This window comes from Leptospira weilii, from assembly GCF_006874765.1.
GTDB classification, from domain to species: Bacteria; Spirochaetota; Leptospiria; order Leptospirales; family Leptospiraceae; genus Leptospira; species Leptospira weilii.
The window spans coordinates 254,473-269,796 of the sequence record NZ_CP040840.1; the positions used below are offsets into that span (position 1 = coordinate 254,473).

The window sequence follows — 15,324 nt, forward strand, 5'->3', positions numbered from 1 at the left end:
TTATTTCTAATAAATTGCGAATTCACGAACCTTTTCAGCTCGCCTTGTATGGAATTTTCCGGTTAAGGTTCCTCCCATAACAAACGGATCAAACTCGCCTCGATCTTCCCAAAGTTCGGGAACGTTTCCACCCACGTTTACGGCGTCCACCGCTTTACTCAATCTGATTCTGTCAAAGGAGTCGGAAAGTTTTGAAAATAGGAAACGGTATCGATTCAGAATATACTTTCGTGGAAGCATTCTACGATCCATTTCGGAACCCATTCTAAAACCGGATTTTCCTTCGTCGGAAGTATAGAGTTTTACGTATGAGATTTGATCCGAAGATAATCCTGTCGCGTATTGGATTACCTGACGTTTCGTTGCGACCGTCGGAACCGAGAGTCTGAAAAGCTTCCCGAGAAGAAGACGAGTTCTATATGATTCATCAGATTCCCCCGGAAGTTTTTCGATTCCGAAACGAACTCCCCAAAGAACCAGACCGGTTGTATCGGAAGTTTCGAGCCACATTTGACGATAAAGCCAACTTAAACGGGAATCGCGATCTTCCAAGATTTTCAGAATCGAATTTAACGCTCGATACCAAAGAGAAGAATTTCCGTTCTTCCGAATCGACGCGCGGAGATTCTTCCAAACGGTCGCGTCAAAATCGAACTGGAAGAAATCAGACATAGACCGTCCCTACAACTTGGAATCCGGAGCCGGGACTTGCTAAAGCACCGGCAGGAACGTCTATGTTTCCAAGAGGATTGAATTCCACATCGATACAACTTGGAAGAGCCTGATAAAGACTTTTCAGTTGAGCATCCACAAAATCCTGTCCTTCGGAAAGAGAAAGAAAGTATTCATCCGTGATTTGATCGAGAACGGATTTACTTGGAATCTTATCCGAAGAAGAAAATTTGACAGTCACCGTTTTGTTTATGACCGCTTCGTTGATGTTCTCTGCGGAAAGATGAGCGACTCCACCGGGATCGTTTTCCTCGGCATTGAAATGATCCTGAACTTGATTCAGTTGAGCGGATGTCAAAGAACCAACAGAACCTTGCAGAAGAATTTTTACTTCTCCGTCTTTTCCAAGTGTTTTCGCGCTTTTGAAAATAGCTCGTTTGACGAATGCGAAACTTTCCGCTTCGCTCGTATACCACGCCGGAGTCCATTTGGAAGAAACGCCTTCGGCGGTTTGAAGGCGGGAACGAACGGAAGTTCGGGTTTCACGGTATTGACCTTGTTGAATCGGATCTGATTCGAGATTCTTAATGTAGTCGATTCCTTCCGGCGGACTTTCTATGATCGAGATCGATCCCGGAACGACATTCCCCGCAGGACCGTCGATCATACACTGAACGAAGGCTTCGATCGTGAATTTTCCCTGAGCGTCTGCGGAGATCCCGGCGGGAAGAGTAAGTGAATCGATCAGAAAGAATCGGATCTTCTGATCTTCGTTTCCGGAAGTCGTTACAACCAAAGACTGAGGAATATCCCGATCGATGATCGGCTGAGTAGAGGAACCAATTCTTACCTTGATGATTGCGGGAAGAGCCGGTTTCCATTTCATACCGCGTCGGATTAAATGTTCGTGGAGCGCATCGTCCTCCGCAGTATGCGGGTGAATCGCTTTTTGAATTGAGATTAGATCGGTATCGATAAACGAGAAGACAGCGTTCGAAACAGCGCGTATGAGCGTGAACGTTTTGGAAGTTGGGCTGAATGAATGATTCTTAAAAACTCCGGAGGCTTTTATACTTTGCAGATGATCGGAAAGAACCTGATCCTTCGTTACATTTAGATTCAAGGACCGACTCCCGGGAAAGATTCCACAAACTGAATTGTAAACTCACCGAAAGAAGGATCTATTTGGATACGGAGATCCGGATTCGAAGTAACCATTTGCCATTCTCCGCAACGATTCGGGACTGTGGTCACCGCCTGCACTCTCAAATCGGGAATCGTATTTACGGAACGAACTCGAAGATCCGGATTTGAGGAAACGAGCATGATTCGACCATACAATTTCTTTCCTTGAAACATGCAGTCGTTGGAAACAGAACTCTCTGAAAAAAGTAGAACAGGAATCAATAATAGAATCAAAATAAATCTCTTCATCGTTTACCCCATCACAAAGCCCTGAATCGCTTCTCCGGTTTTGAGCTTAAAACTTACAACAAGTCCATTCTCAGAATTTAGACCAACATCGATTGAATTTGAGTCAATCATCGGGTGTAAATTTAGAATTCTTTCCGCGTCTCGAATTCGCGCGGCCTGATCCATAAACTCTGTGGAGTTTTGAGCGGCGCGTTGACGACTATAAATCTCCGGATAATCCAGATCGTCCGCGACCGTCATTTCAAACATTTCCCGAACTTCGGAAAGAACAATTCGAACCGGATTTAAATCGGTTTGAAAATCATCGTTCGAAGAATCCAAAACGAGATCGCCGAACGAGAGAGTATCATTTGCGAAATCAATCATCAGGTTCCTGCCTTCGGTTTGCTTGTAACCGCCGGACCGACCGGCGTATCCACATAATCGGTCACGTGAGTGGAGAGTCCCACCGAATTCGGAGTTTCCGAAAACGCGGTTACTTCCATCTTTGCGTCTACTTTTCCGCTGGTTTTGAAGTTACCTATTTGTTCCACGTCACCCATAATCGTGAACTTTTGCCCACCCAAATCAAGCAAAAATCCGGTTGGAGTAATGGAAATCTTGATTAGATTATTGAAATTTACGAATGCTTGATCTTTCGAAATATCGACTTCGACGGTATCCGCGATTTTGGTTTTGATTTCGTCCACCTTCTCAAACGCAAACGCTGTATAACGTTCCGATTTGTTGTTTCGCGCGATGAGCAAACACTTTGAGCCCTCTCGCGGAATGACCGGATCAGTCCAAGTTACGTCGTTTCGGAAAATGTCACCAACTTTTACCTTGAGCGTCTTGTTCACCTTGTCCACAGATTCTATGGTTCCGCTTTCCGGCCAATAAACCGGAAAGCCAAGAGTCCACGCTTTTACGACAAGATCGACTAACGATTGTTTTTTCATGGTTGCGGTCCAGTATAATCATTTCGGAATTTGCTTTCGTTTTTGGACGGCTTTGATCCCGATTTTTTCGGAGGTTCGAAGAAAAATCCGGGGTGGATTTCTTGACGATAACCGCCGATTCCGAACGTTTTTGTCACTTTCTCTACAAAAGATTTCGCAGTTCTCGAAGGTTCTTCCGGATCTATAACGTGGATGACTTGCGAGTGAGTGACCGGCGGATATCCGAACGTTACGAATTTTCCGTTATATCCGGATCCACAGTGTTCCATAAAGAGTTCTTTCGCTCTTTTTTCCGCGCCCGCTTTATCAAGCCCATCCACTTCAAAAAATCTTTCCTCTCCTGTTCCATACGATCCTTTGTATGTTGTCCCCGTTTTCGGGTTCTCACCTCGCACTGTGATTTTGATTTCTTTCTTTTCTCTTGCTATGAGTTCGTCTTGAATTATGTTGAAACCAACTCGAAACGCCGGAAAGTTTCCAGAAGGATTGGAAGATCCAGATGCGGAAGTATTTTGCGTTTTCTGGATCTTTTTGTTCTTCGTTTTCTCGAAAAGGTTTGGATGAACCAATGCCTTTTGAACAACAAGTTTCCAATCGTGAAAAAAAACATCCACACCAAGCGTTTCCTTTAACCGTGAAAGAGCATATCGCGCCGACTTTCCAGCACATTCAAGACTAATAATGGATGGAATATCTGAATCGCGAATTAGAATCGATACGTCAGTTTTTATCTGAGGATGAATACAATCGTTTAAAAATGAAAGCAGTGATTCGTTGCTATAACTTCTTGTCATAGTCTTTCGTTGGCAGAAAAAAAACGGGTCTACACATTTGATTGATAATGGGACGCTTTGACTGACTTCCAAAACGTAACCGCAGAACTCGGGGAAAAGTCCATATTGTTTGTAACCGGCTTTCCATTCTACTTTCGCAAATTTCTGAATGGAATCTTTCTTCAAATTTCTGTATTTCGGAAGTTTAATATTCAAAACATCGGTCGGAATTTCCCTTGAGGATTCGAGAACCACTTCCGACACAACCGGGAACTTGAGTCCGCCTATGCTCAATTCTTGTTCTAAGACGAGCATTTACATCATTCTCCTTTTTGCATTTACCAAATCTGATTTTTCTATCAGCGAGGGAATGAATAGAACGGAACCTATATTTTCATAAGGTTGGAGATTTTCGTTTGCGTCTCGAATCCTTCCGGAAAAATGTTCCGTTCCATAATAGGAGAGACTCAAACTTTCGTACGTATCACCGTCACGGATTGTATGATTTATATCGTCGGTTCGGGGAATTGGGATTTCGATTTGAACTCCGACTGGAAGGGATTTCCAACTGCTGAGGTGTGGGTTTGAATCAAAGATCAGTCTCCAAATTTCCCACCTGCCATAATATCTTGCCGCAAGACGTTGTAGTGTATCGTTTGGTTTGAGAACATAGAAAGAATTCATATAGAGGATTCCACGATCGAACGTTTCGCTTCTAAAGAAGCTTGATCCAAATCAATGTCATTGTCACTCAAGAAAACAAACGTTACAGGTTGGCTGTATTGAATGGTTGCGTTCGAAACTTGAATCGATTTGAATACTACATTCTTAATTCCTAATGCGTTCAGAAGGGAATGAGTGAGTCCGATAGATTCTGTGTTTTCCCAAATTCTTCGTATCTCTTTTACCTGCTGAATCATCGTCTTGATTAAGGGGTTGGAAGGGGCCGCAAGTAATCCCGCTCCATACACAGCCGCCAGTAACGTGGTTTCGATCGTGATTGTCCAATCGTCTTGACCCGTTAGTTCTTTCACTGTTCCGGATCCTCCGGGAATCGCTGTTAAAACGATTCTCTTCTCCTTCCGCAAGGTGAATTTTGTTCCGGAAGGGAATTCATAATCCGTTAGAATTCCTGGACTGATTACAAGTCGATCAGTGTCCCCGGTAATGATCTCCGGAGGAATGTAACCTGCTGGTGCAATTGGCGGTGTTATTCCTCCGATCATGCTGGAACTTCCTCATACCGGTCGAGTTCATCGAAGAGCGCATCCGCTAAAATTTCTCCAATCTGACGTTTGTTTTCTTTCCCGCCTCCGATGACGAGTTGTCCGATTAAACTTCCAATGCTGATTGTAGATCCGTTCTTTCCGGAAAGTATTCCTCCATCCTCTCCATCGGACTCTTCTTTGAGTCTGCGGATGATTCCTTTTTCGGGGTTCAAAACTTCGTTGAATCGTTGCATCACCGGTTTTAGACGGGGTGTTTCTGTTTCGATTCCGGATACGTATGTCGAGACGAAGGATCTTCCAAAATGACTGGTTTTTGATAGAGGGCCCTCTTTTGCATCCGATTGATTCACGTTTGGAACAACTCCTTTACCCCAAAGTGTATTAATTCCTTTCGTAATTGTGTTCACTCCAGAAAGCATTCCATCTTTAAAGGTATCCACAAATTTGAGTCCGTAGTCTTTCGCTGTTTCAACTTTCTGATCGAATGAACTTGCTACATCGATCATTGTCGTTGCAAGAAATGCTTTCCTCTGTTTCATTCCCAAAGCGAACGTATCCACAAACGCGGCCCCACTTCCGGTTAAATTGGATAGCGGTCCTTCATCCGCATTCGAGTGAGGAAGAAAACGAGCGATAACGCTCATTACGGAATTGACTGTCGTTTTCAAATCGTTGATTGAATCTAAGATTCCGAGACCGAACGCTTCAAACAAACTCAATCCGGACTCTTTCATCCGATTACGAATATTCCCGATTACATTACTGAGCGCGGACCAGATTAAACTTCCGAGGCCCAAGAACGGATTTACAAACGCTAATATTAGAGCTTCCTTAATTCCATACGGGAGTGAGTGAAACGCATCTACGACTTGAGAAACAAATCCGGTTACAAAATTCTTGAGCGTATCCCAGTGAGCTATGATGAGAGCCGGAACCGCTATCATCCAGGTTACGGGTAATGTGAGTAAAGCGAGACCATATACCAGACCCTTAACCCAAGAAGGAGAATCACTCCACATTGATTTGATCTGTGCGCCTGCGGATATGATTCCATCCCAGATCCCGAAAAGAAAATCCTTGATCGTAGACCAATGTTCGTGAATCAAAAGAGGAATTCCGATGAAAGGAAGAAACCCAGCTACAAGAAGTTTGACAAAACCTCCAAGACCCGCCCAAGTTTCTGTGATCCAAGTCCAGGCACCAACCGCCGCCGTTTTGATCTCATCCCAATAGGTTATAAGGAGTGAGATTCCGGCGATCGCGGCGACAACCCCGATCACGATCCAACCGAGCGGATTCGAAACGAGACCAAGATTCATCGCAACGGAGAGCGCGGTCCAAGCTCCTTTCAAAACGAGAAATGCACCGGCTCCGAGAGCGGCGGTTGTTGTGAGCATCAGAAACGTTCCGGCAAACTCCGCAAGTCTCGGATTCTCTTTTAGAAAATCGTTTACGATCGAAAGTCCATTCGCAAAAAGCGAAACGACTGTCTTGAGACCGGAATCTTCGATTCCTTTTCCAAGGATTTTTTGAAAATTCTCCCAACCTTCTGAGACACGTTTCATTTGAGTTGGAAGAGATTCGAGATTTGCTTGTTTTGCGATTTCTAGATAACGATAATCTTTGTTTTTACTGAGTTCTACAATTTCATGTATTTTATCTCCTAATTCGTCTGTCTTTGGTAGGAGAGTATTGATAAATTGTACGGCCTCATCGGAACCATACGCTTTTTTTATGATGTCCAACTCCCCTATATCCAAGGAGTTCCCAAATTTTTTACGAAGTTCTGCGAGTTGCTCTGACGTGTTTTTTAGTTTTCCATTCGCGTTGTATGCGTTCAGACCCAGTTTACTAAAACCTTCATTTAAATGAGTTAGATATGATTTCCAGGAAGTTCCCGCCACACCTGGGTCCATCGTGTTTAACAACATACCCAAAACAGCTGATTCTTCCTCAAGAGATATTTTTAGTGATGCCGCAGTCGAACCAATGCTCTTCATCGCTTGCTCGATTGTTTGACCATCCGCGCGGTAAACATTTGCAGCCCACGCAATATCATTCGCTATATTTTTACCAAACTCCACATTATCCATATCGGAGTATAGATGTTTGAATTGATGAAATGTCATTCCGAAGAGTTTTGACATTCCCTCAAAATTCCCTTTTGTTGCTATCGCGGCGTCTAAAACAGATTGTGTAAAATCTACTATTTCGGTTCCGTTTAAATCACTAACAGCCGATTTTAGATCATAGATACCAGTTAATATTGTATCGGTCGATTCTCCCATCCCCGACGACATTGAATATGCTGCTTTCGTTATATTATCAACTTCTTTCGAAGCGAGTCCGAGAGACTTGAGGTTCCCCTCCAGTTTGGATGTTTCCATTCGGGCATTGACAAAACTCATTGTGAGAGATCCGACGGCCAATCCGGCTCCGAGAAGCGCGCCGCCAACTTTCATGTTGCCAATAGCGCCCTCCATTTTCACGACATCCGAGTGTGTTTCTCCCAATTTTTTACGCATGGCGTCCCACTTGTCGTTAATTTCGTCGAGTTTGTTTGACGCTAAGTCGCGTAGAGTAATCACTACTCCGAGTTCAAAAATTGAGCTGTCCATGATTCCTCTCCTGTTCTTATTCCCCGTTAAACGCTCTGACGATTGCGCGGGCCATCGTATTGATTTCAATTTCCCGAATGTATTCCAATTCTGCGGCAAGTCGAATTTCGAATTGATCCCTTTCATCCCCGTCTTCTGGATATTCAAATTTCCGTCCAGGAAAATAGTGCATGGATAGAACTTCCAACGCACCAATTCCTTGTCGAAGTTCGTGAAGACGATTGTTTATAGCTTTTTTGCGGTAACCTCTTTGATGGTAGCAGTCAACTCAAGAAGCTTATTACTGAGCGGGAGAAATATCCCTGGAGAATCCTGCGCCCATTCGTTCAAAACTTCGATAGGAGGATACAAACAACACTGACCAACAAGCCGGTGAGCGACGTCGATTTGCTTTTCTTTTCTGGACTTTTCTAGTGTTTCTTCTACTTGAGTTTTGTTGGGAACTCGACAGATGATCTTTCTGTCTTCACCGACATCCAGCAAATGCAGCCCCCCTTTGCCAACGAAATGAAGTTTCATTTCCTCGATTTCGTTTTTGTGTTTAGAAAGAAAATCGTCATCGATAATTTTATAGGGGTTAGGAAGTTTCCCAACCGCTTCTTTGAGTGCCGGAATCGAGTCTACTAATTGATTCATATTGTTTTCCTTATATTCTAAATTTAGAAACTCTTAAGTAGTTTTTTCTGTCTTTACGCAAACGTGATGACCGGAATCGAGAGAAGCGCCAGTTCCAACGGAACCGCGATCGCTCCCGAGTTTCCGGATTTGATATCCGCGTTGTATTTTGTGATTTTGACCGCCGGAGCGATGTATTTGAAATCGGGTCGTCCTTCCGCTGTCAAAATCGCGGTGAGCGGCGCAGGCGGAAGTTTTTCAATCAGTCCGCCGTACGGTGCCGCGAGTAAAACCAAACGATCCAATTCCTCGAAATAGATTTCTGCGGACAGAGTTCGTTTGTAGTTCTTTGTGGTATATCCCACGACCTCGCCGGACTTTCCGTAGGTGAGTTCGATCTCGACGGCATGCTCGAATTTGAACGACGAAAAGTTCACCATGTCATAACCGAACAATTTAAACTCAAGGCCTGTGAAGCTATAGTTTTCCTTTACTACTTCTAATGCCATTTTCTAATCTCCTATTTTTGTGTTGCGAAGGAAGTTTCCCACTCGATCGCTTGGGTTCGATTGCTTACGAACATTCTACATTTCGCTCTCAGAATCCGATCCACTTTGAACGTTTTGTTCGGATCTAAGACGATCTCGTGTCCGGAAATTTCCTTTCTTCCGGGCGCTTCCATCTCTGCGGAGATTTTGGAATCGATGTAGGTTTTGAGATAATCGAGACCGCCGGAACCGGAATCGACTTCCGTATCCATATTCAGGAATTGAAGAGATTCGCGGTAAAGAATGCGGTGCATCTTGTCCGCACGTCTTCTCTCGGGCAGTTCTTTGAAATCGGAAGAGCTGACCGCTTTGATCTTGTCGCGTGCTACGAAAATCCCTTCGTAGTCATCGTATTCTTTAAGGACCATAAGACCCATGTCGTGTAACAGATCCATGTAGTCTCTGTATCCCTCGTTCCAATAACGGACCTCGGAGAAAGTTAAAGACCGCATGTCTTTCACATAACCGATCGAAACGTTAACCGGAGCCGCGGCGATTTTTGCGGTCGCCATGGTCGCGAAGTTTCTCCATTCTCCCATTGTGTTTCCGGCTGATTTCACTGCGGAAAATCCACCGGCGGCTTTGACTCCACCCGGAATGTAGCGAGCTTCTCCGACGGCTATCATCACTCTTCCTTTCGGAGACGAGAACGGATCGAATTCGTCTTGGATGTATTGGGAATACTGTGGAACGGTTTCCGAATCATTCTTTCCGCGAGCTTCGAGGATGATAAAGGAAGGGAGGTGATGCAGGGTTTCCATCTCTTCCAAAATCGCGTTGCACGACATCGCAAAAGCTCGCGTTGCAGGACCGAGAACGTGAATCCAGTAGGACCGGTATTCTCTTTTCAGTGTTTCGACTGCGGTAAGTCGGGACGCGGTGGATGCGGTCGGTCCCGAAATCGGAAACGTATACGTGTCACCCGAAACAAATGTGTTTGTTGGAGTGGACGCATTCACGAAAGTTGCCGTAACTCCAACATCGAGAGAGATCGGAGAACCGGAAGCGGGCGTTATGATCGGAGACGAAAAGTTTTCTCCACCGTCTGTAGACTTACGGTATTCTGCGGTTCCGTGTGCGCCCGATTTTGTGATTTTCAGAACAACGTTTCTGTTACCTAATGGAGTTCCAGCAATTGTCGGAAGAGCAGCTAAACCAGTGCCGGTTTTCGTCGGAGTTCCGACAATTCCAGCGATGTCGCTCTCGGGACGAACACAAAGAACCGGAACCGGTTTTTGTCCTTTCGATTCGTCGAACTCTTCAAAAAATTGTTCGAGAGATCTTACAAGTTCGCCTCGACCAAACACGTCCCGCGCCTGTGGTGCGTTATTGATTATGTAAATTCGATTTGCGTCTCCCGTTTCTGCGGTTCCTACTTTGGAACCGACACGATCCGGTTTTACGTCGCTAAAGTTGATTCCACCGTCTTGGTGATATGTGGAAACATCGCCTGTTGCCATTCGTTCGCTCCTGTTTTCGGAGCGAGTAAGTAGATTTTATCGCGCGTTATCCGCGCTCTTTATTTTTTTTCGTCGGCGGAGACAACTTCTTTTGGTGTCCGCGCTTTGACAAGTCCTTCATCGGAAAGTTTGAGTCCTTTCGCTTGACTGAAACTTTGTCTCGGATCTGCATCACTTACTTTTTCGAGCGAAGACCCATCCGGTTTTACTCCCGCGAATTCTTGAAAAGTCGCAGTCAGATAATCTTCCTCTATATCACTTTCCGGATCAAGTCGTAAATGTTCTTTGAATCCTACCGCAAGTGCCGGCCTGATTTTGTGTTTTTGAATAAACTCGTCTGCTTTCATAATTCCTCCGAACTTACTATTTCCGTTGGCTCCTCGATTTCAAAAGTTCCCGAAGCCAACGTAGGAACTTGCTCCACTTCAAAAATTCCGTCTTCGAAAATCACTTCCAGGTAAATCTTGTAGAGACTCAAACGTTCCGCTGGATCGGTAACGAGAGCGGTTTTTCCCGGCCGGATTTCTACGGTTGCACCTTGCGTGGTAGCATAACGTTCATTTTTTGCGATATAGATCAGGGCTTGATCTACGATTCCGGAATCAATTGGACTGCCTGTAAAATCTCCTTTGGAAAGAAGATCTTGCTTCACATTGTTTAACCAGAAATTCAAAACGTATTTGTATTCCTGTTTGTAATGCTCCTTCAGGTATTGAAGATTTTTTACTCCGTCGATCATCGTAGGTTCGAGTCGCTCGGTTCTTCGTCCGTTTCGTTCCGGTTGATTCGGAGAATGTTCGACGACACAAAACGGAACCAATTCCTGAAACTTGTCATCCGGCGGATGAACTTCGAAAATCCGATCGTTCGGAATGAGTTGACGCGGTTCCGTTTCGGGTGGTTCCGGACTCGCTTGAATCGACCGAATCAAATTCTTTAGGTATTTGATATGTCCGATTTTCATTGTTTCATAAACTCCCGCATTCCGTTTTTGTAATTTTCTTTGAACTGTTCGTAACCTTCGTCAATGGACGGTCCAAGAACCGGACGCGCTGGAATTCCACCAGCTTCATATCCGAACTCGTGGGCTCTCGCATATTTAGCGTTCGTTCCGACGACAGCCTCATATTTTCCGAGAGTCGCAACTTCGAAACTTTTCCATAAATCTTCCGATTTACTCTTGTCTCCCTCGATCAAAAACCTTGGATCGAACCCCTTTTTGGCCTTTCTGGCAATCGTCTCCGGATGCAACGCTTCATATTGAGAAACGTATTTTTGATCTCGAAAACCCTTCGTAATGAGTGCCTGTAAAAGATATGCGTTTTTAATATTCGCGCTTCCGATACAAGATTGAAGTTTGTCGGTTGCGTTTCGAAACAAGTTCTTCAAGTTATCTTTATACGAAATTCCGCTCATCTTAAAAAAACCTGATTTCCTTTTTCCGGCAGATTCAAACCGATCACAATCACAGAAAAGTTTCCACTGTGTTTCCCCGGTAAAAACTTTTCAATCCTCCACGCGAATTTCGCATGTTCGTCGGTGATAGCAATCTCCAAAGGAATCGTCCCGCGAAAGATCCGACAATTTTGATCCAGTTGATTCGATACGGATTCGATTTCATCGAAAAGAATTTCCGCAATCGCATCGTAACCTTGTCTTTCTCCTCCCGTTCCTTTGGTTTCCGTTTGAGTATTGAAATCAAAATATCCTCGAACACGTTTCAATCGAGTCCAGTTTGTTTTTCGAAACGAGTTTAACTCGTTGTCACCGACCGCAGTTTCCAGAGTCGATTTTAAGATCGTGAAATCTGCATTTGTGTGTTTTAGATATGAACGCCTTAGCATTCCTTCTACACTCATGCAAATATCGACCCCGGTTCAGGCGACCTTCCGAAAAGAGTTACATACGCCCGATTTCGAAATGAGGCGGCTTTTTCGCCACGCTCTTCCGAGGAAAGTTTTTGCATCTTCCTACGTTCTCCATTCTGACCGCCTACTTGGAATTCCATAGGGTCAACGACGTCTAACAGTCCATGTTCCTCGATGATTTCCGCTTTTACCAAAAGGACTTCCGCTCTCCGAAGCTCCCGCGGAAAAGGAGCTGCCGGAACGGAATAGCCCCAACTTTGAATGAGTTTCAACGCGTTATCCGCCACCGATTCCAAAAACTCCTCGAATTCTGTTTTGTCGGTTGTGAGTTTTACGGAATCGTTCATATCCAGGTCGGAGGGTTTTACTCCGACGAGCGCTTTGAGGTCAGATAACACGTTGATCATTGTTTTACTTCTCCTTACGAACCGGATGGAATTGTTTGAAGAGTCTTTTGGTGACAAGCGGCTTGAAACAATTTCGTGAATCCAAAATTCAAACTGATTACAGTTTGTTCCAGTTGCTTGTCGATAATCTTGTCTGTTTCGATAAGCGAAGATTTCGCTTCTTCGAAATACGATAGACAGGAAGTTTTATCGAAAGCAATCATCGTCTTATCTGGAACGAATTCGGACGTTTTCCAAGCTCGGCCAAAAAATCCTTGAATCTCTCCGGAGGTGATAAATTTTTCCGCAATATTCAAAGATTGGAACTGCTTGAAATTGATTTCATCCGTAAGCACGTCCAAAAGGAACTCGTTGTTCAAAACTACAGTTGTAGCAGTTTGACCTTTCTTAAATTGCCCATAGATCAGTCGAATGATATCGGCATACTTCCATTCGTTTGCTTTCGTGTAAGAAATCGGAGCGGCAGACCCTGGGGTTCCATCACCGTCCATAAGAACCCTTAAACCCTCTTGTGCCATTTGCTGACCCAAGCGATATCCGATTCTTTGAAGATAAATTTTCAGAATATCGATATTCACTCTTCGCGCGGCCTCGTAGGAGATGATCATCTTCCGACCGACTTTTTTCATTGAGACAGATCCGGTTTTTAAAGCGATTTTCGCTCCTGGAAAGTTACCTCCCTCACCAACGGTAGCTACATCGACATCTTCTTTCTCGAAATCGATACCGATCTTCTCGATTGCAGTCGAAGAGATTTTTTGGGAAGTAGCTTTTAGGTCTTCAACGGAAAGTTCCATCTGACCTAACCCCATTCCTAAATAGATCTGATCACTGATGAACGCTGGAAAAAGAATTTTGGTGTTGTTGGTTTTGAAGAAATCTTCGATCAGGGTCGCGCTATTGAATACATCGACTCCATTAATCAGCAACTGGCGTTCGACCGGATTCATTAAACCTACATCGGATTTTTGATCGAACGGATCGAATCCTGCTTTTTCCTCCATCTGCTCGATAATTTTGGATAGAGGAACCGCACATTTGTTCGTGTCGAGTTGTTGATACATTCCTTTTTCGAGAGACAGTTCTTTGATCTCGCTTTTTTTAAAGCGAAGTTTTCGTTTCTTTTTGGTAAGTGACATGATTCCTCCTTATAACCGAATGAACGATACGCGCTTGCCTGCAGTATCGATCGAAAGAACGAGAAAGACATCCCCTCCAACATCTTTCTTGATTGCACCGTTTCCATCTGAGGCCAAAGTGTCACGACCGTAAGAAGGAACGTTCCCTGAATAGGAACTTTCGAAACTTCCTTCGATTTGAACGGTGACAGACTTCTTGTCTATGCTACTGACGAAACCATCGAATTTCGATCCGTTCGGCGCTAATGAAACTGTCATTTCGCCGGATACGATAACTGGCTGACCGATCGAATTATCTGTAAGGTTATTCGTGTTATCGAACGTTATCAGTTCCGGTTCTCTTAATCCTGTTGCTTTTGTTGAAAATGGGTTCATGCTGGTATCTCCACGGTCATGTAAGGTTCGGTGTCTTCCAATTCACCGCCACCGTTACCGGAACCACGTGTAAGATTTCCAAGTTCATCTGTGCGAACTGGAAATTTTTCGTTCAATTTGATTCCGTATTGATTAGCAAGTGCTTTGAGTTGTTTCAAGTCTGCACTCTCGATCATCTCTTCGATCGTCTTGTCCGCTTTTCCGTTTACAAATAAACGGTATGCCTTCAGAACTTCGTTTCGATTTTGTTCGAGTATTTTTCTCGGCTCTCCCAAGAGTTCGTTCAACGTTGCAACGTTTGATTCGTGATCAAACCCTGCTGAAAAACTTTCTTGATTTGTGAGTCTTGCGTAGGTATCGAGAGCCGTCTTTAACTTCGAATATTCCAAGCCCGCTTTTTGTAAAACGACCTCGTATTTTTCAGCAGACAACTCCACTTCTTCGCCCTGTTTTTCCAGACCGAGAGATTCCAACGAAAGACCCAAGGCCAAAAGTAATTTAGCTTTGAGTTTCATATTTTCCTCCGTTTGTGGTTCTTCCTCCCCCGACTCGGACGAGGTTTCGTCAAAATGATTCAGTGATAATTTTTTGGCGTTAGGGTCCGCGCCAGCGCATACTATGGAAACTTCCGAAACCGTGATGATCTTAGTGATGATCAAACGAACAATAGAACCTTCGATTTCTTCTCCAAGATGCCAGTAAAAGTTTTCAAGATATGGATGAGATTTGATAAACGTGAATTGAATTCCGACAGAACACGAATCCAAAATCGGAGGATCGGTTTCTAACCGATCGATGATGGATGAGGCAAATTTTTTAAAGAACCTAAATCTGCCGTTGACTCCTTCGTTATTCTTTTCATCACTCCAAGTTGGGTCGATGACTGCGCCAATAGAATTTTCTACAAATGTTTCATGATCTTTGTAAATCTTCGTTGCGAACAGAGACGTTGCATTTTTTAGAACATTGTCCTTTGTAAAATCGAGTGCATAACACTCAATGAATGCCTTAGACAACATTCTGAAATCGTGTTCAACATACGGTAAATCCGAAGAAATTGGCTCTTGTGGAATTGTTGGAGTAGATAATTTTCCACCACCGGATAGAACAGCTCCAGACGCAAATAATACAACGGAGCCTTGACCGGAACAATTTAGTCTAACGCCATTATCAAGTGTTGCCCAACCGTGAGAGTCGTATTGGAGTTGTTTCTTTTCTGTCTTTTTAGTTGCCATTGCTTCCACTCAA

Annotated in this window: 21 protein-coding genes; all 21 read right to left on the minus strand. The window is 44.1% G+C overall.

Annotated elements, in window-relative coordinates; genetic code table 11:
- Positions 1-6: 6 nt before the first annotated feature.
- The 21 genes from FHG67_RS01235 to FHG67_RS01330 are packed head-to-tail and all read right to left on the minus strand — an operon-like array spanning position 7 to position 15,311.
- Positions 7-672, minus strand: a complete 666-nt coding sequence (locus tag FHG67_RS01235) for a hypothetical protein (RefSeq protein ID WP_004501519.1) — start codon at positions 670-672, stop codon at positions 7-9.
- A complete protein-coding gene (locus FHG67_RS01240; RefSeq protein ID WP_142499602.1) occupies positions 665-1,795 on the minus strand; it encodes a baseplate J/gp47 family protein in 1,131 nt (376 codons plus the stop codon). Before FHG67_RS01240 ends, FHG67_RS01235 begins: the two co-directional genes overlap by 8 nt.
- Positions 1,792-2,106 carry a 7(1) septoil knot domain-containing protein gene (locus FHG67_RS01245; RefSeq protein WP_004498874.1) on the minus strand — a complete coding sequence of 105 codons (315 nt, stop codon included), beginning with the start codon at positions 2,104-2,106 and terminating at the stop codon, positions 1,792-1,794. Before FHG67_RS01245 ends, FHG67_RS01240 begins: the two co-directional genes overlap by 4 nt.
- Before the next feature lie 3 nt (positions 2,107-2,109).
- A complete protein-coding gene (locus tag FHG67_RS01250; protein ID WP_004498902.1) occupies positions 2,110-2,472 on the minus strand; it encodes an LIC10183 family protein in 363 nt (120 codons plus the stop codon).
- Entirely contained in the window at positions 2,472-3,044 is a 573-nt protein-coding gene (locus tag FHG67_RS01255) for a hypothetical protein (protein WP_004498866.1), read from the minus strand. The genes FHG67_RS01250 and FHG67_RS01255 overlap by 1 nt, the downstream gene beginning before the upstream one ends.
- On the minus strand, positions 3,041-4,132 hold the full coding sequence (locus FHG67_RS01260) for a hypothetical protein (protein ID WP_004501511.1): 1,092 nt from the start codon (positions 4,130-4,132) through the stop codon (positions 3,041-3,043). Before FHG67_RS01260 ends, FHG67_RS01255 begins: the two co-directional genes overlap by 4 nt.
- Positions 4,133-4,501: a tail protein X gene (locus tag FHG67_RS01265; RefSeq protein ID WP_004498896.1), complete on the minus strand. Its 369-nt coding sequence runs from the start codon at positions 4,499-4,501 to the stop codon at positions 4,133-4,135.
- A complete protein-coding gene (locus FHG67_RS01270; RefSeq protein ID WP_004498912.1) occupies positions 4,498-5,043 on the minus strand; it encodes a DUF6046 domain-containing protein in 546 nt (181 codons plus the stop codon). The genes FHG67_RS01265 and FHG67_RS01270 overlap by 4 nt, the downstream gene beginning before the upstream one ends.
- The gene (locus FHG67_RS01275; protein WP_004501534.1) at positions 5,040-7,664 is read right to left on the minus strand and encodes a phage tail tape measure protein; all 2,625 of its coding nucleotides are present in this window, start codon (positions 7,662-7,664) and stop codon (positions 5,040-5,042) included. The genes FHG67_RS01270 and FHG67_RS01275 overlap by 4 nt, the downstream gene beginning before the upstream one ends.
- Positions 7,665-7,680: 16 nt before the next feature.
- Positions 7,681-7,836, minus strand: a complete 156-nt coding sequence (locus tag FHG67_RS21595; protein WP_004501516.1) for a hypothetical protein — start codon at positions 7,834-7,836, stop codon at positions 7,681-7,683.
- Positions 7,837-7,889: 53 nt separating this feature from the next.
- Entirely contained in the window at positions 7,890-8,300 is a 411-nt protein-coding gene (locus FHG67_RS01280) for an LIC_10177 family protein (protein WP_004498843.1), read from the minus strand.
- Positions 8,301-8,353: 53 nt separating this feature from the next.
- Entirely contained in the window at positions 8,354-8,788 is a 435-nt protein-coding gene (locus FHG67_RS01285; protein WP_004501550.1) for a hypothetical protein, read from the minus strand.
- 11 nt (positions 8,789-8,799) lie between these two features.
- Positions 8,800-10,287 (minus strand): DUF2586 family protein, encoded by a 1,488-nt coding sequence (locus tag FHG67_RS01290; RefSeq protein ID WP_004498860.1) that lies wholly within the window; start codon positions 10,285-10,287, stop codon positions 8,800-8,802.
- 59 nt (positions 10,288-10,346) lie between these two features.
- Positions 10,347-10,634 carry a hypothetical protein gene (locus tag FHG67_RS01295; RefSeq protein ID WP_004501545.1) on the minus strand — a complete coding sequence of 96 codons (288 nt, stop codon included), beginning with the start codon at positions 10,632-10,634 and terminating at the stop codon, positions 10,347-10,349.
- A complete protein-coding gene (locus FHG67_RS01300; protein ID WP_004501537.1) occupies positions 10,631-11,251 on the minus strand; it encodes an LIC10173 family protein in 621 nt (206 codons plus the stop codon). Before FHG67_RS01300 ends, FHG67_RS01295 begins: the two co-directional genes overlap by 4 nt.
- Entirely contained in the window at positions 11,248-11,703 is a 456-nt protein-coding gene (locus FHG67_RS01305) for a phage virion morphogenesis family protein (RefSeq protein ID WP_004501526.1), read from the minus strand. Before FHG67_RS01305 ends, FHG67_RS01300 begins: the two co-directional genes overlap by 4 nt.
- The gene (locus FHG67_RS01310; RefSeq protein ID WP_004501514.1) at positions 11,700-12,146 is read right to left on the minus strand and encodes a hypothetical protein; all 447 of its coding nucleotides are present in this window, start codon (positions 12,144-12,146) and stop codon (positions 11,700-11,702) included. Before FHG67_RS01310 ends, FHG67_RS01305 begins: the two co-directional genes overlap by 4 nt.
- The gene (locus FHG67_RS01315; protein ID WP_004498889.1) at positions 12,143-12,562 is read right to left on the minus strand and encodes a hypothetical protein; all 420 of its coding nucleotides are present in this window, start codon (positions 12,560-12,562) and stop codon (positions 12,143-12,145) included. The genes FHG67_RS01310 and FHG67_RS01315 overlap by 4 nt, the downstream gene beginning before the upstream one ends.
- 14 nt (positions 12,563-12,576) lie before the next feature.
- Positions 12,577-13,701, minus strand: coding sequence for a phage major capsid protein (locus FHG67_RS01320; protein WP_004498897.1), 1,125 nt, complete (start codon positions 13,699-13,701; stop codon positions 12,577-12,579).
- A gap of 9 nt (positions 13,702-13,710) precedes the next feature.
- Positions 13,711-14,076 (minus strand): hypothetical protein, encoded by a 366-nt coding sequence (locus FHG67_RS01325; RefSeq protein ID WP_004501524.1) that lies wholly within the window; start codon positions 14,074-14,076, stop codon positions 13,711-13,713.
- A complete protein-coding gene (locus FHG67_RS01330) occupies positions 14,073-15,311 on the minus strand; it encodes a hypothetical protein (RefSeq protein WP_004498857.1) in 1,239 nt (412 codons plus the stop codon). The genes FHG67_RS01325 and FHG67_RS01330 overlap by 4 nt, the downstream gene beginning before the upstream one ends.
- Positions 15,312-15,324: the final 13 nt, after the last annotated feature.

Bases quoted from the DNA above. Each gene is read 5' to 3' on its own strand.
- FHG67_RS01290 (WP_004498860.1), bottom strand. From the start codon at position 10,287: ATGGCAACAGGCGATGTTTCCACATATCACCAAGACGGTGGAATCAAC.
- FHG67_RS01325 (WP_004501524.1), bottom strand. From the start codon at position 14,076: ATGAACCCATTTTCAACAAAAGCAACAGGATTAAGAGAACCGGAACTG.
- FHG67_RS01280 (WP_004498843.1), bottom strand. From the start codon at position 8,300: ATGAATCAATTAGTAGACTCGATTCCGGCACTCAAAGAAGCGGTTGGG.
- FHG67_RS01270 (WP_004498912.1), bottom strand. From the start codon at position 5,043: ATGATCGGAGGAATAACACCGCCAATTGCACCAGCAGGTTACATTCCT.
- FHG67_RS01315 (WP_004498889.1), bottom strand. From the start codon at position 12,562: ATGATCAACGTGTTATCTGACCTCAAAGCGCTCGTCGGAGTAAAACCC.
- FHG67_RS01260 (WP_004501511.1), bottom strand. From the start codon at position 4,132: ATGCTCGTCTTAGAACAAGAATTGAGCATAGGCGGACTCAAGTTCCCG.
- FHG67_RS01285 (WP_004501550.1), bottom strand. From the start codon at position 8,788: ATGGCATTAGAAGTAGTAAAGGAAAACTATAGCTTCACAGGCCTTGAG.
- FHG67_RS01320 (WP_004498897.1), bottom strand. From the start codon at position 13,701: ATGTCACTTACCAAAAAGAAACGAAAACTTCGCTTTAAAAAAAGCGAG.
- FHG67_RS01275 (WP_004501534.1), bottom strand. From the start codon at position 7,664: ATGGACAGCTCAATTTTTGAACTCGGAGTAGTGATTACTCTACGCGAC.
- FHG67_RS01250 (WP_004498902.1), bottom strand. From the start codon at position 2,472: ATGATTGATTTCGCAAATGATACTCTCTCGTTCGGCGATCTCGTTTTG.
- FHG67_RS01305 (WP_004501526.1), bottom strand. From the start codon at position 11,703: ATGAGCGGAATTTCGTATAAAGATAACTTGAAGAACTTGTTTCGAAAC.
- FHG67_RS01255 (WP_004498866.1), bottom strand. From the start codon at position 3,044: ATGAAAAAACAATCGTTAGTCGATCTTGTCGTAAAAGCGTGGACTCTT.
- FHG67_RS21595 (WP_004501516.1), bottom strand. From the start codon at position 7,836: ATGCACTATTTTCCTGGACGGAAATTTGAATATCCAGAAGACGGGGAT.
- FHG67_RS01265 (WP_004498896.1), bottom strand. From the start codon at position 4,501: ATGAATTCTTTCTATGTTCTCAAACCAAACGATACACTACAACGTCTT.
- FHG67_RS01235 (WP_004501519.1), bottom strand. From the start codon at position 672: ATGTCTGATTTCTTCCAGTTCGATTTTGACGCGACCGTTTGGAAGAAT.
- FHG67_RS01330 (WP_004498857.1), bottom strand. From the start codon at position 15,311: ATGGCAACTAAAAAGACAGAAAAGAAACAACTCCAATACGACTCTCAC.
- FHG67_RS01295 (WP_004501545.1), bottom strand. From the start codon at position 10,634: ATGAAAGCAGACGAGTTTATTCAAAAACACAAAATCAGGCCGGCACTT.
- FHG67_RS01310 (WP_004501514.1), bottom strand. From the start codon at position 12,146: ATGAGTGTAGAAGGAATGCTAAGGCGTTCATATCTAAAACACACAAAT.
- FHG67_RS01300 (WP_004501537.1), bottom strand. From the start codon at position 11,251: ATGAAAATCGGACATATCAAATACCTAAAGAATTTGATTCGGTCGATT.
- FHG67_RS01245 (WP_004498874.1), bottom strand. From the start codon at position 2,106: ATGAAGAGATTTATTTTGATTCTATTATTGATTCCTGTTCTACTTTTT.